The organism is Borrelia sp. P9F1 (genome assembly GCF_030436115.1).
Classification (GTDB): Bacteria; Spirochaetota; Spirochaetia; order Borreliales; family Borreliaceae; genus Borrelia.
Genome location: NZ_CP129407.1, coordinates 46298 through 64189, shown reverse-complemented (window position 1 = coordinate 64189; position 17892 = coordinate 46298). Strand labels below are relative to the sequence as shown.

Below are 17892 nucleotides of genomic sequence, written 5' to 3'. Positions count from 1 at the left end.
AACCCACACATCATATTACGAACCTTCCATCCTGCATTATTACATGCTCTGCTCCCTTCCTATCAATCCCAACAACTCCCATGTCGCAACTCCCAATCATAAAATCGGCATGAATTAGAGAAACGTTACATCCATAATCCAATTTTTCAACATCAGTTTTTAATTTTTCTTCATTACCTAAGCAAGAAGAGTAAGCATTACCCAGTGCAATGTGACAACTTGCATTCTCGTCGTATAGTGTACTGTAGAATGTAAGTCCACTTTGATAAATCGGAGAACTGCTGTCCACCAGTGCAACCTCTCCTATGTATTTTGACTGCGTATCGGTTTCTATATGTCTTTTAAGTATCATTCTTGAGTGCTCATCGTCACATCCAAAGTCAACTACTTTTCCCTCACTAAATTTTATCCATATCCCAGCTATTAAGTTGCCAAGTATCATAACTGGTCGAGTCGCATACACAATTCCCTTAGTTTTTTTGTAGTCTGGAGTTGTGAAAACTTCTTCCGTAGGTATGTTTGCATTAAATTCAAGCTCTGTGCCCTTTATCCTTTCGCTTCCTCCCGTCCAGATAGAAGCTTCTAGAAGATATACTTCTAAATTTGTCTTCTGATTTTTAAAGATCAATTTTTCTAGTTTAAGTCTATTCAAAAATGCACACCTTTGGTGAAGTTTTGCATTATGATCTTCCCAAGCCTTTATTGGATTTTCTGCATTAAGTAGTAGTATCATTTTCTGAATTTCAAAAAATTCTTCCAGAGTTTGCTGACTATTAGGCTTGTTTAAAACTTTTGATGCCCACTTTGGACCCGGTGCACAAACCACGCACCAAGATAGTTCATTATTCATCGTTGCAGTTGAAACATTCCTAGACGCCAGCCTTAACTGCGTAAAATATTTTGATATTTTCTTGCTATCAATACCTTTCAGGCCATCTAAATTTTCCGTATCATCAATTCGTATCTTTGCCCACTTTTCATCTATCATTTCTTTGAAAAACTCGTGCTTAAACTTTGGGATAAATTCCAACAAATCTTCTGACGAGTATCCCAGTCTGGTTCTTAAAATATCAACATCTTCAATATTCAGCTCCACATATTTCGCGCCATGTTCATAAGCTTTTTTTGCAAGAATTTTTAAAAATTCATAGTTTTCAATGGAACCCGTAATTAATACGCATTGATTTTCTTGTAAATTAATCCCTTTCAAAATAATAAGTTCTGCATATTTGATTAAATCCTCTTCCATATTGTCTCCTATACAGGCTCTTCTAAAATATTGTCATTAATGTAATGAGCAACAGCCTCATCATCGTTTGTGCCTATTACTTCCAAGTAGGATAACATCACTTTAAGCCTATAGTTTGCGTTTCCCATTAGCAGTCCTTTCTTTACACTTTCCAGCATATCAACATCATTAAAACCATCTCCGAATGCAATTACTTCATTCAGGTCAATATTAACAATTTTTAAAACATCCCTTAATGCACCTCCCTTTGAAACTTTTTTATTTACAATTTCAAGTGAATGAGGTGTTGATAAATAAACATTTATTTCTGGTTTGTATTTCTCCAAGATCATAGCTTCATATTTTATTAGATTTGGCTCTTCATCGTACAAAAGAATTTTTGCTACATTGTTGAAGTTTTTAAGCTCTCTGAAGTGATTGACTTCATGAAATTTTATGCTTTTGTCTTTTAGTTCTTTCTCCACGTATTTCTGTTTTCTTGATAATTCATATTCTCTTATCTTCTTGTTAACAGCGTCTTTAGTTATTTCGTCAGTATAAAGATTATCATCCACGCCATCAGATTTTTGTAAAAAATGAGGTATGTCGCTGTACTTGCTTTCTCTAAGGTTTAAGATTTCATTTACAACCTCAGGGGACAGATCATATCTGTTTATTAATCTCCACTCACTATCATAAACCCTAGCACCATTCAATGTTATGAAGAATGAAACACTTGAGTCCAAATTTTTTGTAAAAGGCATTATCTCGCTTCTGCTTCTTCCTGTTGCAATAATGAACTTTCTTTTCTCTCTTGTTAGTTTTTTTATTACAAGCTCACTAAAAGCTCCCAACTGGCTTTTTGAAAGCAAAAGCGTTCCGTCAAGATCAGAAACAATGGCCTTAATATTTTCCATACTGCATCCTTAAAACTTTACTTTTGATCCAGATTATAACAAATAAAGAAATTTTTTAAAATTGAATTATTTGTTATAATAAACGAAAATTGCTAAGTTATTGGTTTAAAGGAGCTTGCTTATTATGGATATTAAGACGAAGGTATTGTTTTTGAGGAATTTGATGGAAAAAAGTGGCGTTGATGCGTATCTAATAGCAAGTTATGATCCTCATATGAGTGAGGATCCTCATATGAGGTTTGACGTGCGTGAGTTTATTACAGGATTTACAGGGAGCGCTGGAACAGTGATTGTTACCGAGAAAGAGGTTCTCCTTTTTACAGATGGAAGGTATTTTTTACAGGCAGAGAGTGAACTTGAGGGAACTGATTTTAAGCTAATGAAACTTGGTGTTAGGGGATATCCGGATCTTTTTAGTTATATCAACACAAATCTTAAGGGGTTGAGGCTTGGGTTTTATTCTGAAGACGTTAGCATAAAACTTTACAATGACCTGGTTAAAAATTGTAGAAATACAGATATTGAGGTTTTGGATGAAGATTTGATTTCAAGTATTTGGCATGATCGACCCAAATTGGAAAGAAATATAATATTTGAGCTAACTGAAGCACAGAAAAACAATAAGCGAGCGGATAAGATTGATAATCTTAAATCAAAGTTGGAAGAAAGGGTAGTCGATTTTTACATTGTGAGTGCTTTAGACGAAATAGCTTGGGTTTTGAATTTAAGAGGGTCAGATATTAAATCTTCTGCTTTGTTCTATGCTTTCTTATTTATTACGAGAAGTAAGAGGCATAAAAATGTTCTCTTCGTTGACGTTTTAAATCTGGGCGCTGATTTAAGAGAGACGCTTGAAAGTGAAGGATTTGAGATTGAGGGCTATGGTAGCTTTTATTCATTTTTAAGAGAAATTAGACATGAAGGGAAGTTTTTTGTATCGGTTGACAGTAATGTTAAGGTGTTAAAATCTATTGGAGAATCGAACACAACTCTTGGGCAGAGTGTTGTGAGTGAACTTAAGGCGATAAAATCTGATTATGAGATTGACAAAATGAAAGAGGCACATATTATTGATGCGGTGAGCTTAATAAAATTCCTACATAGTTTTAAGAGCTTAAGTAGAGATGAGTTACTTAGATTAGATGAGGTTGATGTTGCGAATATGCTTTTGAGTTTTAGGTTGTTGAATAATGAGTTTTTTAGCTCTAGCTTCGGTTCAATAGTTGGATTTAAGGAAAACGGAGCCCTGCCTCATTACAGCCCTAAGAAAGGGGCTAGGAGATTGGATTCTAATGGACTGCTTTTAATAGATTCTGGGGGCTCTTATGTTGAGCTTGGCACAACGGATGTTACTAGGACCATCTCGATTGGAGAGCCGTCTTATGAGGAGAAAGAAGATTATACTTTAGTTCTTAAATCTTTTGTTGCTCTTGCTTCTTTAAAATTTCCGTTTGGTATCTCAGGGGCTTCTCTTGATGGTATTGCTAGGTTTCCCTTGTTGAAGAGGGGTTTAAATTTTGCTCATGGGACTGGTCATGGAGTAGGGTTTTTTTTAAATGTGCATGAACTTCCCGTTTCCATTAGTCCTTCTTCCACTTATTCTTTTAAGGGGTCTGAGATTGCTTCAATTGAACCTGGAATTTATCGTGATTCCAAGCATGGGATTAGAATTGAAAATTTAGTTTTTGTAAAGCAAAGCTATTCAAATGAATTTGGAAATTTTTTGGAATTCGAGCACTTAACCCTTGTCCCTTTTGAAAAAGAATTGATTCTAAGTGAAATGCTTTCAGAAGATGAATTACAGTATATTAATGAGTATCATGAATTTGTATATTTTAGTTTGAAGGAACATCTTGGTAGTGAAGAGTTGAAATTCTTAGAGAGACTGACCAGTAAAATATGAGAATTATGACCTTATTGATAATGTTTATTGCTTTCGGGTTTGTGCATTTATACGCATTAAAGTCGGATATTGTGTTTGAGAGCTCTTACAGAGATGCTATGAGCGAGGCTAGAAAGGCAAATAAGAATGTTTTGATTTTGGTTGGAAAGGACATTAAGGATAATTTAGTAAATGATTTTTTGAATTCTTTTGAAGATGATAAAACTCTTGAGATTGTTACGCAAAATAATGTCTTTTTAGTTATTGATATGCACAATGAAATTTTTAACAAAATTAGTTTAAAAGGAAGCCCTACTTTGTTTTTTGTTGATTCAAAAAGTGAACAGATTAAGGCTGCTTATGTGGGATCTATTAAGGATACTGTTCAGTTTGACAAAGATTTTTTAAGTTATTTTTTAGACACTTCTAAATTGGATGATATTGTTCATACGGGAAGCAATTATGAGATTAACACTTATGACGACAAGGTTTTTTTTTATAAAACACTAGATGGTAATTGGAGATTGAGAATGAATGGACAGGATAAAAAACTCTCTTCTTCAAAAATAGAACTTAAAGAATACTTGGTATTTAAAGATGAAAATGAAGATAAACTTTATGCTTTCCCCAAATCTAGGAAGGGTAGTATTTATTTTTCAGAGGTAGGGAATGAAGAGTGGAAGCTTTTTGGCAAGATAAAGGCATAGCCTTGGGTAAGTGGTTTAGAGATTTATGAATATGGTTTTATATCCCGATGATTTGCTTAGGGTGCAGACCAGGCCGATCTTGAATATTGATGATGAGGTCAGGAGCACTACTTTTAAGATGATAGACTTGATGGATTCTAGTGGTGGGGTTGGTTTAGCGGCGCCTCAGGTGGGACTTGACTTGTCTGTTTTTGTTGTAAGAGAGGATAGATTAACGAAGCCCCTGATTTTTATTAATCCCTTAGTAACAGAAACCTCCTTTGAACTTTCTGTTATGAGGGAGGGTTGTTTAAGTATTCCTGGAGTTTTTTATGATCTCGTGAGGCCCAGAGCTATTGTAGTAGAGGCTTATGATGAGAACGGTAAATTTTTTAAAATCGAAAATTCGGGATTTTTGGCCAGAATCGTACAGCATGAGGTGGATCATTTAAAAGGGGTGCTTTTTATTGACTATTATGAGAATAAGCTTAGAAGTAAATTGTTAAGATCTTATATGAAGAAAAGGAGGGTTGTGAGAGGTTGAGAGTTTTTTTTGCAAGTTCTAGTAGTATTGCTTTAGAAGTTTTTAAAGAGGTTGAGGGTCGGTATAATGTTGTTGGTGTTTTGACAACGCCTGATAAGCCAAGTGGCAGAGGCTTAAATTTGAAAGCGAATAAGATTAAGGTTGAAGCTATTAATAGAGGTATTCCAGTTTTGGATCCTCTTGTGATTGAATTGTCTACAATAGAGGCAATTAAGGAATTGAAGCCGGATCTTATGTTGGTTTTCTCTTATGGAAAAATATTTAAGCAGGAATTTTTAGATATTTTTCCATTGGGTAGTATTAATGTCCATCCTTCGCTTTTACCGAAGTACAGAGGTCCTTCTCCCGTACAAGCAGCTATTTTAAATGGGGATAGTGTTAGTGGAATTACAGTTCAAAAAATGGCTCTGGAAATGGACAGTGGAGATATCTTAGTGCAAAGACAATTTGAGATCAAGAGCTTTAACACAAGTGCTGATATTTTTGAATACGTTTCCCTAAACAGTGCTGATCTTGTTTTGGAAGCTTTAAGAAAGGTAGAGAAGGGAAGTGCTGGAATTCCTCAAGACTCAAGCCAAGCAACATATTGTTCTTTTCTGGATAAGCAACATGGGATTATTGATTTTGCTTTAAGTGCCTTTGAAATTAAGAATAAGATCAATGCTTGCAATCCTTGGCCACTTGTAAGAGCCATATTAGGAGAAGATGAAATTATTTTTCATAGGGCAGACTTTATAAAGGATAATAACTATTATAAACAAGCATTGGGAGAAGTTGTTTCATTTTGCCCCAACAAAGGTCTTTTTGTAAAAACAGGTGATGGAGTTCTCTTGTTATTAGAGATTCAAAGAGCCGGAAGAAAGGTCTTGGATTTCGTTTCTTTTTATAATGGGAACAGAGGTTTGATAGGGAAAACTTTTCTAAAGTTTGAACATAAGGAGATGGTGTAGTATTGAGCGACAATAAGGAGCGGAATAATTTATTTTCGGATAATAAAGGGGTTAGCAGTCAACATGGTTTATACAAAGAAGATAAAGATTTCAATAATGAGGGAGTTTATTTCTTCCCTAGTTATGTAGTTAAGGGGTTGATTTTTACCATTATTGGGTCTTTAGTTATTTCATGTGCAATATTTTTTATCTTCTTAAAGAGTAGCGACTTTGTTGTTGTTCCAAATCTTGGTGGACTTCATCTTGAAGATGCGATTACCGAGCTTCAGGGTAAAGATCTTATCCCTTATATCGAGCTTAAATTTTCATCAACCTCCCTTGATAAGGGGAAGGTAATAGATCAGAGACCTAAAGCTGGTACTGCTTTAAGACTTGACAATAAGGTTACGATATTTATAAGCAAAGGGGCGGTGGTTAACAAGGTTGATAGTTTTATTGGGAAAAATATTGATGACGTGCTCATTAATTTGAAGGCTAATTCGATAAATGATAACAGACTGTTCTACCATATACTAAAACCTATTGAGGTTGAGAGTGAGCTTTCAAGAGGGACGATAATACGACAAGAGCCATCACCAGGCACTAAAATCACAGGTTTAGTTGACCTTCAGTTTTTGATAAGCAAGGGACAAGAGAAAGATTTGGTTAAGTATGTTAAGAACTATATTGGGCTTTATTATAAAGATGCAATTATTTTCCTTTTAAATGATGAAATTGTTTTTGATATAGAGTTGGTGAAGGGAAATAATTTTGGAAGTGTTGTCCTTCAATCTTTGCCAGTAAATGCTAAGATCGAGGATTCAAGTAAGTTGATAATTACCATTAATGAGCCCAAAGTTGATAACTTAAGTGTTTTTGGTATTTTGACTTATAAGCTGGATAGGTATCCATCTAGTGTAGATGTAATGATTAAAGTAAAAGACTCTAGTGGAAATAGTTCTTTGCTTTATTCTTTTAAAACTAAGGGAGGCTCCATTAAGTTGCCTTATGAAGCAACAAAAGGCTCTGCAATTGAGCTTTATATTTACGATAAACTTGTAAATCAAACGGCGGTAAATTAGCCTTTAAGGTATCTTATGGCAACCCCTTTTGAAATTCATTCTTTGGTCATTTTCGATGCAATAACACCAGAAGATATGATTGTAGCTGTTTCTGTTCTTAATATGTTTGTGGATACGGAATACGGCAGAAACCCATCTTCTTTTATAAGGTTTATCTCTTTTTGTGTAAATCCTCTCTCTGGTCCAATAATAACAGCAACGTTGGTTGTTGTTATTGTGATATCAGTCAGGTTAGTATTGCTTGCCCTTTCAAGCAATACTTTTGTGTACTCAAAGCTTTCACGTTCTATGCTTTTTAAAGCGTCTGTTAGATCGTTAAGAATTTTTACTTTTGGTATGTAGGTAATGCCGCCTTGCGCGGCACCTTCTATTAAGTATTTTTCATATTTTTTTTCTTTAAATAGTTTGGAACTTGAGTAGGATTTTTCACTAAGTAAAGCGTTGAAAAAAACAATTTCAGAGACTCCAATACTGGCAAGGTCCTTAATTATTCTTTTTGCTGTTATTGGACGTACCAACCCAAGTATTACTTTTATGTTCTTTAGCTTATTTGACTTTGCTATTTTATGGCTTTCTTTAAAGAACAGTCTTGTGTCTTTTTTATATTTACAAAAATAAATCCACTCTTCTTCGATGATTCCAAATTTAAATTTTTCATTGTTTTTAAGATTTAATATTTTGGTGATGTGCTTTACTCTAAAATCATCAAGAACAATTCCATTTTTGAAGTCCTGCAAGTTTATTAGCATTAAGTTCATTTCGTGTTTATTCTCCTATTGATTATATTGTATTTATGCTATAATGAGAAACATGTTAATTCAGGAGAAGATATGGCGGTTAGTTTGACTAAGCAGGAGTTTGTTGATAAGGTTTTTGATTATGAGAGTAACAAGGAGTGGACTTTCAAGGGCAAGAGGCCTGCGGTGATCGATTTTTATGCCGATTGGTGTGGCCCTTGTAAGATGCTTTCCCCAGTTTATGATGAACTTTCAAGGGAGTATGGGGATAGAATCGATTTTTATAAGGTGGATACTGATAAGGAGCAGGAGGTTTCCATGTCACTTGGTGTTCAGAGCCTGCCTACTATCATGTTTGTTCCTGTTGAAGGGGAGCCAAAAGTTTCTGTGGGGTATCTGCAAAAAGACGCCTTTGAGGATACAATTAAAGATTTTTTTAAAATTTAATTTTTAAATGGTGTTAACTATAAAATTAAAACTTCGTCTGTTTGTATGATGTCTTTTTAAGTTATAATTGTTCCAGGGTGTGTTGAGTTGGTAGGGGAAGGTTTAGATTTATGGGCGGAGGATGTTGAGTTTGAGTACTTGGACGCTTATCGTAGTTTCGTTGCATCTGTTCTGAGTTTTCTTCGCGTTAAAAAATTTGAGCTTTCTATTGTTCTTTGTAGTAATGCGTATATCCAAAGGTTAAATGGTGAGTTTAGGCGGATGTTTGAGCCCACCGATGTGCTTTCTTTCAATTATTTTGAGGGAAGTGGCCGGCTGGGTCTTGCAATAAAGGGTGACCTTGTGATATCCCTTGAGTATCTGAGGTTTAGTGCTTTGGAATTTGATGTTGAGATGTATGATGAGCTTCAGCGAGTTACTATACACGGAATTCTGCATTTAATGGGATATGACCACGAAACAAATGATTTTCAAAAGGAAGAAATGTTAATTATTCAGGAACAGGTCTTAAGGGAAACCAGAAGGGTGTTTTGATGTTCAATTTTTTTAACTTTATTAAGAATAAGAAAAGAAGACGTGTCGATGAGGATGATGAAGGAAGATCGAATTTGGGGACTTCTTCGGTGAATAATTTTAGTTCTCTTAAAGGAACCATTGTTAAGGAAATTATGATTCCAAGGATAAGCGTGGTCTTTGTTGATTATTTTGGAAGTAAGGATGAAGTTTTGAAGGTTGTAACGTCTAGTAATCACTCAAGATTTCCCGTTTACAAGGAAACGATTGATGATATTATTGGAGTAATCCATACTAAGGATATCCTCTTTCATATGTGTAAGAAAGATTTTTATGAAATTGATTTAAAAGACGTTATGCGTAAGGTAATGTTTGTACCAGAGAGTAAGAAAATTGATTCTCTTTTAAAAGAATTTCAGGAGAATCATGTTCATATTGCTATCGTCGTTGATGAGTACGGTGGGGTTTCAGGTCTTGTTACTCTTGAGGATATTCTTGAGGAGATAGTTGGAGACATCCAAGATGAATTTGATAATGAAATTGACGAAATAGTTCCCCTTGATGATGGTAGCTATCTTTGCACTGCTAGGGTTTTGATAGAAGATTTGAATGAAAAACTTGGATTGAGACTTCCAGATGGAGATTTTGACACTCTTGGTGGATTTGTGTATGACTTGTTTGGAAGGATTCCTTTAAAGAATGAAAAAATAGAGTACAATAACTTGACATTTACTATTAAGAATATGCATCAGAGAAATATTAAGGTGATAAAGATTTCTCAGAGGGAAGCGTTGTGAGTTTGAGTCGATTTTTGTATATTTTTTTGATTTTAAGTTTGAATTTTGAGAGCCTGATAGGCTCTGTGACGGCAATTGAGTATTACCAGAGAGCGCATGAGTATTATCTTATGCAAAAGTACTACGATGCTATTGATGAGCTTCTTGAGGCTGTCAAAATAAATCCCGATTATTATGAGGCGTATAAACTTATTGCGGAGATTTATTATCAGTTGAAAATATATAGCCAAGCTCAATTTTTTGTAGAGAAAGCTTACAAAATGTCAAATGGAGACACTGAGTATAAGATTCTTTACGCTAATATATTACTTAAAAACAAAAGAACGGAACAGGCTAAAAAGTTTTATACGGAAGTTCTTTCTAAACAAAAGAATAATGTTGATGCCTTGGTGGGGCTTGCTTCAATATTTGAAGAAGAAGGACTGCTTATTGCAGCTGCTAATTATTATCTTACGGTTCTTGAGTATGGCCAGACAAATTACAGCGCCTTTGAGCGTCTTATGGATATTTATGAAAAATTAGATATGAGAGATAAGGCGCAGCATTTGATCAACAAGATTAGGGGTAATTTTAATTCGTTTCCAGATTTTCATAAAAGAGTAGCGGAATTTTATGTTAGTACTCAAAACTTAGGAATTGCGGAAAAATATGCTCAGAATTATTTGATGTTGATAGGAACCACTTATAAAGATTTTGGTTTTGTTGACGCCTATCGCTTGCTTGCTCTTATTTATTTGTATCAATCTAAATATGAGGAGTCAGTAGATGCCCTTCAAAGAGCAATACTTGTTGATAAAAATATTGATGAACTTTATTACCTGCTTGGTTATTCTTATTTAAAACTTGGAGAAGTTGATAAAGCTATTTTAAACTTGGAAAAAGCTAGAGGTATGAAAAAGGACTTAGAGTTTTATAACATTGCACTAGAAGAGAGTTTTTTTGTGTCCAATTTTAGAGGTTTTATTCAGGGTAACAATATTAGCGCGGAAGTATCTAAGAAGTATGAGAAAGAGGGATTTAAAGCTTTTAAGAATCTAAATTTAGACGAGGCAGTATTTAATGCGAAAAATGCTGTTGATATTTATCCTGACAATGATAGTGCTAGATTTTTGCTTGCAAAAATCTATAAATTGCTAAAATTGGATGTGATGGCTTATGAGGAGCTTTATTATTTAGCAAACCAGAGGAATGTTTTAGATCCTAAAATTTTAGATTTTTTTGATATAGTTTCATTCGATGCCAGGAGTTCTTTGTCATTTAGATATGGATATAGGAGCATTGGTGATTTGAACAAGCTTTATGATGAGCGATCGGTTTACAAGGTAGGTATTTTCACTCAGAGCGAGAACAGAGTCTTTGGAGCAAATGAGTTGATTTTAAGGTATGCTGAGCGAATAATTGAACGCAATCTAAGCATAGAAGTGGTGAATTATAATTTTGATTATAGTAAAAATAAGGATTATTTAATAAGTAGCTTTTCTGAAGGGTTTTCTTATGCAAGGAGCAGTAATCTTGATTTATTTTTGATTTTTGATCTTGATGTGGATGTTTTTAAAAATTCGGTTAAGCTGAAGGTTGGGGTTTATTCTGGTAGAACGGGTATCAAGGTTGGTGATTTTAACTATAATTCAGGGGGGGGTCTTTACTTGAGTGCAGTTTTAAGTACCTTCTCTAGGGATTTTAATAGTTATTTGCCTAAAAAGGGTAAGATACTTAAAATTAGAAAAGAGGATGCTCTTATTAATTTAGGGCGTGTGAACGATGTTAAGAAAGGTGATGTGTTTTTGGTTCTCAAAGAAGGGGCTTTAAGATACGATGACGATAGTTCTAGCTTTGTCAATTATAACAGGTCGGATATTCTTGGTGAAATTTTGGTTGAAGAACTGGGTGATTATGTTTCCAGGGGAGTTTTAAAATCATCTACCCTTTTAAGAGAGTATATCCAGGAGGGATATACGATTTTTATAAAAGGTAATTTGACACTTGCTATTAATTAATTTATGATTTAATAATTCTGGTAGTGATGAAAAAATATGGAGGATTTGTATGAAGTTGGCTATTAATGGTTTTGGGCGTATAGGTAGGAATGTTTTCAAAATTGCTTTTGAAAGGGGGATCGAGGTCGTTGCTGTAAATGACTTAACAGATCCTAGGACACTTGCTCACCTTTTAAAATATGACTCAACTTTTGGGGTGTACAATAAGAAGGTTGAAGCTAAAGAGAATGCAATTGTAGTGGACGAAAGGGAAATAAGAATTATTGCTGAAAGAGATCCTAAGAACCTCCCTTGGGGGAAGCTTGGAGTTGATGTTGTAATTGAATCAACAGGTGTTTTCTCAACAGCAACAGGCGATAGGGGTGGATATATTGATCATGTTGATCACGCTGGGGCTAAGAAGGTAATTTTGACAGTACCTGCTAAGGATGAGATTAAGACTATCGTGTTGGGCGTGAATGATCGTGATATCAATTCTGATTTGAAAGCTGTTTCTAATGCTTCATGCACAACTAACTGTCTTGCTCCTCTTGCTAAAGTGCTTCATGAGGCCTTTGGGATTGAGCAAGGCCTTATGACTACGGTGCATGCTTATACTAACGATCAAAAAATTCTTGATCTTCCGCATTCTGATCTCAGGCGAGCAAGAGCCGGGGCGTTGTCGATTATTCCTACTTCAACAGGTGCTGCTAAGGCTGTTGGGCTTGTTTTGCCTGAACTTAAGGGTAAGCTTAATGGTACTTCAATGAGAGTGCCTGTACCAACAGGCTCAATTGTCGATCTTACAGTACAACTTAAGAAAAAGGATGTTACGAAAGAGGAAATAAATTTGACTCTTAAGAGAGCTTCTGAAACTAAGGAACTCAGTGGTATTCTGGGGTATACGGATGATCCTATAGTGTCTTCGGATATCAAGGGGAATTCTCATTCTTCAATAGTTGATGGTCTTGAGACAATGGTTCTTATGAATGGTTTTGTTAAAGTGCTTTCATGGTATGACAATGAGTTTGGATATTCTACAAGAGTGGTTGATCTTGCACAGAGATTGGTTAAATAATAATAAGTGCTTGTGGAGTAATTGTTAATGGCAATAAAGACTATAAAAGATTTTAATTTTTCGGGTAGGCGGGCTTTGGTGAGGTGTGATTTTAATGTTCCTTTAAGAGAGGGAAGTATTAGTGATGATACTAGAATTAGGGCAGCCCTTCCTACTATAGAATATCTTAAGGCTCGTGGAGCTAGGGTTGTTCTTATGAGTCATTTAGGCAGGCCAGATGGGGTCAGGAATCTCAGATATTCGCTGGGTCCTGTTGCTAGGAGATTATCAGAATTATTGGGTGAGGATGTTAAGATTCTTTCTGACTGTGTGGGCGATGATGTTTTTGATACTATTTCTCTTATGAAAGATGGTGATGTTGTTTTGCTTGAAAATGTGAGGTTTCATAGGGGAGAGGAGCAGAATGATAGTGATTTTGCTGAAAAATTGTCTCGAAATGGAGATGTTTTTGTTAACGATGCTTTTGGAACTGCTCACAGGGCTCATGCTTCAACAGCGGGGGTTGCAGTTTATTTACCGGCTGTTGGTGGATTTTTAATGGAGAAAGAAGATAATTTTTTGGGTAGAATTTTGAAAAACCCCGAGAGCCCGTTTGTTTCAATAATAGGAGGCTCGAAGGTTTCTTCAAAAATTGGAGTGTTAGAGTCTCTTTTACCGAAATCAAATGTAATGGTAATTGGAGGCGGGATGGCTTATACATTTCTGAAAGTAGGAGGGCATTCTATTGGGAAATCTCTTATAGAAGATGGGTATGTTGGTGTGGCCGCTTCTTTTTTAAAGAAGGCTTACGACTTGAATGTAAGGATTATTTTGCCGCTTGACCATGTGGTTGCAGGTGAATTTAAGGCTGACTCTATACCTGAGTATGTTGATTCTGTTGATATACCTGATGGTAAGATAGGAATGGATATTGGTGATAAAACGTTAAGAGAGATTGAAGGGGCTTTGGGTAGTGCAAGAACTGTGATTTGGAATGGGCCTCTTGGAGTTTTTGAGTTTGACTCTTTTTCTAAAGGGACGGCTAGGGTTGCTAATTTTGTAGCAGATTGTCCTGGGATTACGGTTGTTGGCGGAGGAGATTCGGTAGCTGCTGTGAATAAATTTAATTTGGCGGGAAAGATAACTCATGTTTCAACGGGTGGTGGAGCTTCTCTTGAGTATCTTGAGGGGAAAATTTTGCCGGGTATAAAGGTATTGGAGAAATAAGTATGAGAAAGATATTTTTGGCGGGAAACTGGAAGATGCACTATACAAGCTTAGAGGCTTTAGGTATTTTTAAGCAGATTGTGGATGGAGTGCGGCATGTTAAGGATGATGTTTTGATTATGATAGCGCCTCCGTTTACATCTCTTTGTAAAGTTTGTAGTGTTGCTAGGGGGGCTAATGTTTTTCTTGGCGCCCAGAATATGTCTTATGAGGATTTTGGGGCGAGGACCAGCGAAGTTTCGCCTTCTATGCTTCTGGAGTTTGGGGTTGATTGTGTAATACTTGGTCACTCTGAGTGTAGGACTTATTTAGGAGAAACGGATGAGGTGGTAAATAAAAAGGTTCTCACAGGACTCAGGCATCCGTTTAAATACTTAATTCTTTGTGTTGGAGAGACCCTTAAAGAAAGGGAAGATCATAAAACTTTGGATGTTGTTTTGAGTCAAGTTAGGAAGGGGCTATCTTCTGTACCTGAGTCTGAGATTGGAAGGATAGTTTTGGCTTATGAACCTGTGTGGGCTATTGGAACTGGCAAAACAGCGACAAAAGAAGAAGCTCAGGAAGTGCACAGGGCAATTAGACTTGAGATCGAGAAGTTATATTCGAGTAGGGCCGCTGCCAATATTATGATTCAGTATGGTGGTTCTGTTAATTTAGATAATATAGGGAGTCTCATGAGAGAGAGCGATATTGATGGTGCGTTAATTGGCGGGGCGTCTTTGAAGGCTGATTCTTTTTTAGATATAGTTAATAGAGTAGCTGCTGATTAGGGGGCATTTTGGAATTGTTTCGATTTTTGATATTTGTTTTTTTTATTGTAACTTCTTTTATGATTATCCTGTTGGTGTTGTTTCAAGATGAGCAGGGTGATGGCATCGGGGGGGTATTTGGCGGTGGGAGTTCTTCTATTTTTGGAGCTAAATCCTCAAATGTTGCGATCAAGATTACGGGGGTTTTTATTGCACTTTTTTTTGTATTTGTTGTTGCATTGTCTTTTGTTAATACGAAAAGAGTAGATGACAGTTTGTTAAAAGATGTTAGGATGAATGAGAAAGACTCTCAGTTTTGGACTGATGAGATGAGGGACGACGGAGATGCTGAAGGGGAGGTTTTGCAGAAGAAAAAAGACTGACATCTTTCAGTCTTTTAGCATGTAATTGACTTGGCTTTTTATTGAAAATTTATTGGGGGTTTTCGGTTCCTTTTGAGGTATTCTAGGGTTTTGCCGAAATGGTTTGAACCTAGGAATCCGTTGTTCGCTGAGTAAGGGGATGGGTGGCTTGCTTCAAGGATTAAGTGTTTTGATGAGTCAATCAGGTTCTTTTTTCCCCTTGCAAAGTTACCCCACAGCATAAATACGATATTGTCCAGTCTCGCTGAAATAATTTTTATTACTTCGTCTGTGAAAATTTCCCACCCTACTTCTTTGTGAGATGATGGGATTCCTTCTTCTACCGTTAGTATTGAGTTTAGTAAGAAAACACCCTGAGTGGCCCATCTTTTTAAATCCCCGTTTGCAGCAGTTTTTATTTTTAAGTTACTCTCTATTTCTTTAAAAATGTTTTGTAGTGAGGGGGGTATTTTAATGCCAGCATTGACAGAAAATGCTAATCCGTTGGCTTGTCCCTTTCCGTGATATGGGTCTTGTCCAAGAATGACAACCTTTATATCTTTAAATGGCAAAGAATCGAATGCATTAAATATAAGACTAGGAGGAGGAAATATTTTTTCATTTTTTGTTTTGTATTCATTCTTTATGAAACCCACAAGCTTTTTAAAATATGCCTTGTTAAATTCGTTTTTCAATACTTCTTTCCAAGATTCCCCAATCTTTACTTCCATTCTCAACATTATATAAAAAATTTGGTTTTAAAGTTATTATTTTGATTTTATTTTTCCATTTAAACTTAATTTTTTGTTAACAGTATTGAAAATTATTTAAGAATGGATTCTTAAGTTTCTTGTACTTTAAGAGAAGTCAAGAAATGATAAATAAAAGAATCTATGACCATTATTACCAGGATAAAAATGCTAGAGCCTTTTATATTAAAATCAATATCGTAGCTAGGATACAACTGTGAAACTATATAAACGGAAGATTTAATAAGAGCATAGGCTATCAATGAGGTAATCAATCTATTGAGGTTATGTTTCAGCCATTTGATTTTTAGGTTTTTCTGTTTCATCACAGAGTACATATATATATTTACATTCTGGCATATGTATATAATATATGTGCCAATAACAGTTGTTGTGCTATATGAAGTGTCATTAAACAATAATTTAAGATGTATGTTTGAGGTATCGAACGAATTGTGTTGAAAAGCTAACGTAAAATTTATCATTAATACAAAAGTTATATTTACAAGTAGACTCAGAGTTGTGCATTTTGCGGCTGCTTTTGCATTGTACTTTTCTGTGATTAAATTCAGAGAGAAAAGGATTGATAAAAATGTTATTGTTGTTAAATTGACAGTTTGGTCGAATATAACCACTTTTTTAAGTATGAGAATTTTTGAAAGTATTGTGGTAATGGCGACAAAGCAAAAAAGACCCGATTTTCCGAATAGATAGTAAAACACCGTAAGATACAGGTATACAGATAACAACAAAAACGCCCATAAAACGAGGTCTGCCATAGGTTGTTAATTATAGCAAATCAGAAGCCAATAGTTAAGTTAACGACTGCCGTTGAGTTGTTTTTTTTGCTGTGACATAAATTTTGCTGTGTAAATAAATGGGGTTCCCAAAAAACCAGCAAGCGCTTTAACTAAATATGTAGAAAGTGCTATATCAAAAAAAGCTTCTTTTGGAAATATGTTGAAATATGTTGCAATACCCACAAATACTATCGTATCTATTAGTTCACTTACCAGTGTCGATCCATTGCATCTTACGAAGAGAAATTTTGGAAATTTGTTTTTAATGAGCTGATACAATTGGATGTCGTTTAACTGAGATAGCATGTATGCAGTTATCGATGCAACTAATAATATTGGAATTGAAGAAAATATGCTCTGTAAGCTGTTGGAATGTATATCAAGCTTGCTTGATGAAAAATAAAGTTGAATATTCGTGATGAGCGCAAAAGCTATGAAACTTATAAAACCCATATAGACTGCTTTTTTTGAAATCTGACGGCCGTAAAATTCTGATAAGATATCGGTTGCAACATAGGTCGATGCATAAATAATATTGCCAAGGGTAGCATTAAATCCAAACAAAGTAATTTGTTTCAAGACCTGAATGTTTGCAATAGCCACAGAGGACGTCACCCACACAAACAAACCTCTTTTTCCAAAAAACCTGTATACGATAATTAATATTGAATAAGTACAGATCAACATAACTATCCACACAAATTCGTTACTCAAAAAACGATCGCTACTCAAAAACCCCTCGTACTCCGTTCATTATACAACCAATTGTAAAACTTTAGATATTGTTTTTCAAATAAATTATTTTGCTTTTTTGGTGTGTTTATATTATAATTCTCATCGAAGTAATGGGGGATGTTTTGGATTTGACTAAAGGGTTTGGTGGTATGAGTTGCAGGCAGAGTGAATCTCTTAAAACTTCTTTAATAAATGCAAAAAATAATAACTTTACAAGTTCAAACCTTGTAATGGCTGCTTAAGTTAGCAGAGAGTTTTGTTGAATTTTGCTTTGAGGTTCGGTTTAACTCTTTAAAGACATCAAAGCTTGGCTGGGGATGATCCAAGTGCGCCCTAGGGACTCCTAAACTTGGGAGCAACTTGACGGTTTGCCAGGGGTTTCCCGTCTCTTTGCTTATCGAAACACTGGCTAAGCCTGTAGACACCCATGGTATCACCTTTAGGACGCGGGTTCAAATCCCGCCATCTCCATAAA

Annotated in this window: 20 protein-coding genes and 1 other RNA gene; 15 read left to right on the top strand and 6 right to left on the bottom strand. The window is 35.4% G+C overall.

What is annotated here, in order from left to right; translation table 11 throughout:
• Positions 1 to 10: 10 nt before the first annotated feature.
• Positions 11 to 1249 carry an aminopeptidase gene (locus QYZ68_RS00350; RefSeq protein ID WP_301383516.1) on the bottom strand — a complete coding sequence of 413 codons (1239 nt, stop codon included), beginning with the start codon at positions 1247 to 1249 and terminating at the stop codon, positions 11 to 13.
• A gap of 8 nt (positions 1250 to 1257) precedes the next feature.
• A complete protein-coding gene (locus QYZ68_RS00345; RefSeq protein WP_301383514.1) occupies positions 1258 to 2145 on the bottom strand; it encodes a Cof-type HAD-IIB family hydrolase in 888 nt (295 codons plus the stop codon).
• Positions 2146 to 2269: 124 nt separating this feature from the next.
• Here QYZ68_RS00345 and QYZ68_RS00340 point away from each other — a divergent pair, with 124 nt between their 5' ends.
• The 5 genes from QYZ68_RS00340 to QYZ68_RS00320 all read left to right on the top strand — a co-directional run bounded on the left by QYZ68_RS00340 (position 2270) and on the right by QYZ68_RS00320 (position 7268).
• The gene (locus QYZ68_RS00340) at positions 2270 to 4048 is read left to right on the top strand and encodes an aminopeptidase P family protein (protein ID WP_301383513.1); all 1779 of its coding nucleotides are present in this window, start codon (positions 2270 to 2272) and stop codon (positions 4046 to 4048) included.
• Positions 4045 to 4734, top strand: coding sequence for a hypothetical protein (locus QYZ68_RS00335; protein WP_301383511.1), 690 nt, complete (start codon positions 4045 to 4047; stop codon positions 4732 to 4734). Before QYZ68_RS00340 ends, QYZ68_RS00335 begins: the two co-directional genes overlap by 4 nt.
• A 25-nt stretch (positions 4735 to 4759) precedes the next feature.
• Positions 4760 to 5257: a peptide deformylase gene (gene def / locus QYZ68_RS00330; RefSeq protein WP_301383509.1), complete on the top strand. Its 498-nt coding sequence runs from the start codon at positions 4760 to 4762 to the stop codon at positions 5255 to 5257.
• Complete coding sequence (gene fmt / locus QYZ68_RS00325) at positions 5254 to 6207, top strand: methionyl-tRNA formyltransferase (RefSeq protein ID WP_301383507.1); 954 nt, start codon at positions 5254 to 5256, stop codon at positions 6205 to 6207. The genes def and fmt overlap by 4 nt, the downstream gene beginning before the upstream one ends.
• A gap of 137 nt (positions 6208 to 6344) precedes the next feature.
• Positions 6345 to 7268 carry a PASTA domain-containing protein gene (locus QYZ68_RS00320; protein ID WP_476390631.1) on the top strand — a complete coding sequence of 308 codons (924 nt, stop codon included), beginning with the start codon at positions 6345 to 6347 and terminating at the stop codon, positions 7266 to 7268.
• Between the two features lie 35 nt (positions 7269 to 7303).
• On the opposite strand, the gene QYZ68_RS00315 is transcribed toward QYZ68_RS00320, so the two are convergent.
• The gene (locus tag QYZ68_RS00315; protein ID WP_301383504.1) at positions 7304 to 8026 is read right to left on the bottom strand and encodes a 16S rRNA (uracil(1498)-N(3))-methyltransferase; all 723 of its coding nucleotides are present in this window, start codon (positions 8024 to 8026) and stop codon (positions 7304 to 7306) included.
• A gap of 72 nt (positions 8027 to 8098) precedes the next feature.
• On the opposite strand from QYZ68_RS00315, the gene trxA reads away from it, so the two are divergent.
• The 8 genes from trxA to secG all read left to right on the top strand — a co-directional run bounded on the left by trxA (position 8099) and on the right by secG (position 15154).
• Entirely contained in the window at positions 8099 to 8452 is a 354-nt protein-coding gene (trxA, locus tag QYZ68_RS00310) for a thioredoxin (RefSeq protein ID WP_301383502.1), read from the top strand.
• 87 nt (positions 8453 to 8539) lie between these two features.
• Entirely contained in the window at positions 8540 to 8986 is a 447-nt protein-coding gene (gene ybeY, locus QYZ68_RS00305; protein WP_301383500.1) for an rRNA maturation RNase YbeY, read from the top strand.
• The gene (locus QYZ68_RS00300; protein WP_301383498.1) at positions 8986 to 9762 is read left to right on the top strand and encodes a hemolysin family protein; all 777 of its coding nucleotides are present in this window, start codon (positions 8986 to 8988) and stop codon (positions 9760 to 9762) included. The genes ybeY and QYZ68_RS00300 overlap by 1 nt, the downstream gene beginning before the upstream one ends.
• Positions 9759 to 11759: a tetratricopeptide repeat protein gene (locus QYZ68_RS00295; protein WP_301383496.1), complete on the top strand. Its 2001-nt coding sequence runs from the start codon at positions 9759 to 9761 to the stop codon at positions 11757 to 11759. The genes QYZ68_RS00300 and QYZ68_RS00295 overlap by 4 nt, the downstream gene beginning before the upstream one ends.
• A gap of 49 nt (positions 11760 to 11808) precedes the next feature.
• Positions 11809 to 12816 (top strand): type I glyceraldehyde-3-phosphate dehydrogenase, encoded by a 1008-nt coding sequence (gene gap / locus QYZ68_RS00290; RefSeq protein ID WP_301383495.1) that lies wholly within the window; start codon positions 11809 to 11811, stop codon positions 12814 to 12816.
• Positions 12817 to 12843: 27 nt separating this feature from the next.
• On the top strand, positions 12844 to 14022 hold the full coding sequence (locus QYZ68_RS00285; RefSeq protein WP_301383493.1) for a phosphoglycerate kinase: 1179 nt from the start codon (positions 12844 to 12846) through the stop codon (positions 14020 to 14022).
• A 2-nt stretch (positions 14023 to 14024) separates the two neighbouring features.
• Positions 14025 to 14792, top strand: coding sequence for a triose-phosphate isomerase (tpiA, locus tag QYZ68_RS00280; RefSeq protein WP_301383491.1), 768 nt, complete (start codon positions 14025 to 14027; stop codon positions 14790 to 14792).
• 8 nt (positions 14793 to 14800) lie between these two features.
• Complete coding sequence (gene secG / locus QYZ68_RS00275) at positions 14801 to 15154, top strand: preprotein translocase subunit SecG (protein ID WP_301383490.1); 354 nt, start codon at positions 14801 to 14803, stop codon at positions 15152 to 15154.
• 38 nt (positions 15155 to 15192) lie between these two features.
• Here secG and ung read toward each other — a convergent pair whose 3' ends face one another.
• Positions 15193 to 15864: a uracil-DNA glycosylase gene (ung, locus tag QYZ68_RS00270; RefSeq protein WP_301384377.1), complete on the bottom strand. Its 672-nt coding sequence runs from the start codon at positions 15862 to 15864 to the stop codon at positions 15193 to 15195.
• Between the two features lie 110 nt (positions 15865 to 15974).
• Positions 15975 to 16445, bottom strand: coding sequence for a VUT family protein (locus tag QYZ68_RS00265; protein WP_301384375.1), 471 nt, complete (start codon positions 16443 to 16445; stop codon positions 15975 to 15977).
• Between QYZ68_RS00265 and QYZ68_RS00260 the strand changes: the two genes are divergently transcribed.
• Entirely contained in the window at positions 16405 to 16596 is a 192-nt protein-coding gene (locus tag QYZ68_RS00260; RefSeq protein WP_301384460.1) for a hypothetical protein, read from the top strand. The two genes, QYZ68_RS00265 and QYZ68_RS00260, sit on opposite strands and share 41 nt — an antisense overlap.
• 104 nt (positions 16597 to 16700) lie before the next feature.
• Here QYZ68_RS00260 and QYZ68_RS00255 read toward each other — a convergent pair whose 3' ends face one another.
• Positions 16701 to 17396 (bottom strand): queuosine precursor transporter, encoded by a 696-nt coding sequence (locus QYZ68_RS00255; RefSeq protein WP_301384373.1) that lies wholly within the window; start codon positions 17394 to 17396, stop codon positions 16701 to 16703.
• A 134-nt stretch (positions 17397 to 17530) separates the two neighbouring features.
• On the opposite strand from QYZ68_RS00255, the gene ssrA reads away from it, so the two are divergent.
• Positions 17531 to 17891, top strand: a transfer-messenger RNA (tmRNA) gene (ssrA, locus tag QYZ68_RS00250).
• Position 17892 lies beyond the last annotated feature (1 nt).

Excerpts from the sequence above, each read along its gene's own strand:
- QYZ68_RS00285 (WP_301383493.1), top strand. The coding sequence starts at position 12,844 with ATGGCAATAAAGACTATAAAAGATTTTAATTTTTCGGGTAGGCGGGCT.
- QYZ68_RS00350 (WP_301383516.1), bottom strand. The coding sequence starts at position 1,249 with ATGGAAGAGGATTTAATCAAATATGCAGAACTTATTATTTTGAAAGGG.
- QYZ68_RS00315 (WP_301383504.1), bottom strand. The coding sequence starts at position 8,026 with ATGAACTTAATGCTAATAAACTTGCAGGACTTCAAAAATGGAATTGTT.
- trxA (WP_301383502.1), top strand. The coding sequence starts at position 8,099 with ATGGCGGTTAGTTTGACTAAGCAGGAGTTTGTTGATAAGGTTTTTGAT.
- QYZ68_RS00300 (WP_301383498.1), top strand. The coding sequence starts at position 8,986 with ATGTTCAATTTTTTTAACTTTATTAAGAATAAGAAAAGAAGACGTGTC.
- QYZ68_RS00335 (WP_301383511.1), top strand. The coding sequence starts at position 4,045 with ATGAGAATTATGACCTTATTGATAATGTTTATTGCTTTCGGGTTTGTG.
- def (WP_301383509.1), top strand. The coding sequence starts at position 4,760 with ATGAATATGGTTTTATATCCCGATGATTTGCTTAGGGTGCAGACCAGG.
- ung (WP_301384377.1), bottom strand. The coding sequence starts at position 15,864 with ATGGAAGTAAAGATTGGGGAATCTTGGAAAGAAGTATTGAAAAACGAA.
- gap (WP_301383495.1), top strand. The coding sequence starts at position 11,809 with ATGAAGTTGGCTATTAATGGTTTTGGGCGTATAGGTAGGAATGTTTTC.
- QYZ68_RS00340 (WP_301383513.1), top strand. The coding sequence starts at position 2,270 with ATGGATATTAAGACGAAGGTATTGTTTTTGAGGAATTTGATGGAAAAA.
- QYZ68_RS00345 (WP_301383514.1), bottom strand. The coding sequence starts at position 2,145 with ATGGAAAATATTAAGGCCATTGTTTCTGATCTTGACGGAACGCTTTTG.
- tpiA (WP_301383491.1), top strand. The coding sequence starts at position 14,025 with ATGAGAAAGATATTTTTGGCGGGAAACTGGAAGATGCACTATACAAGC.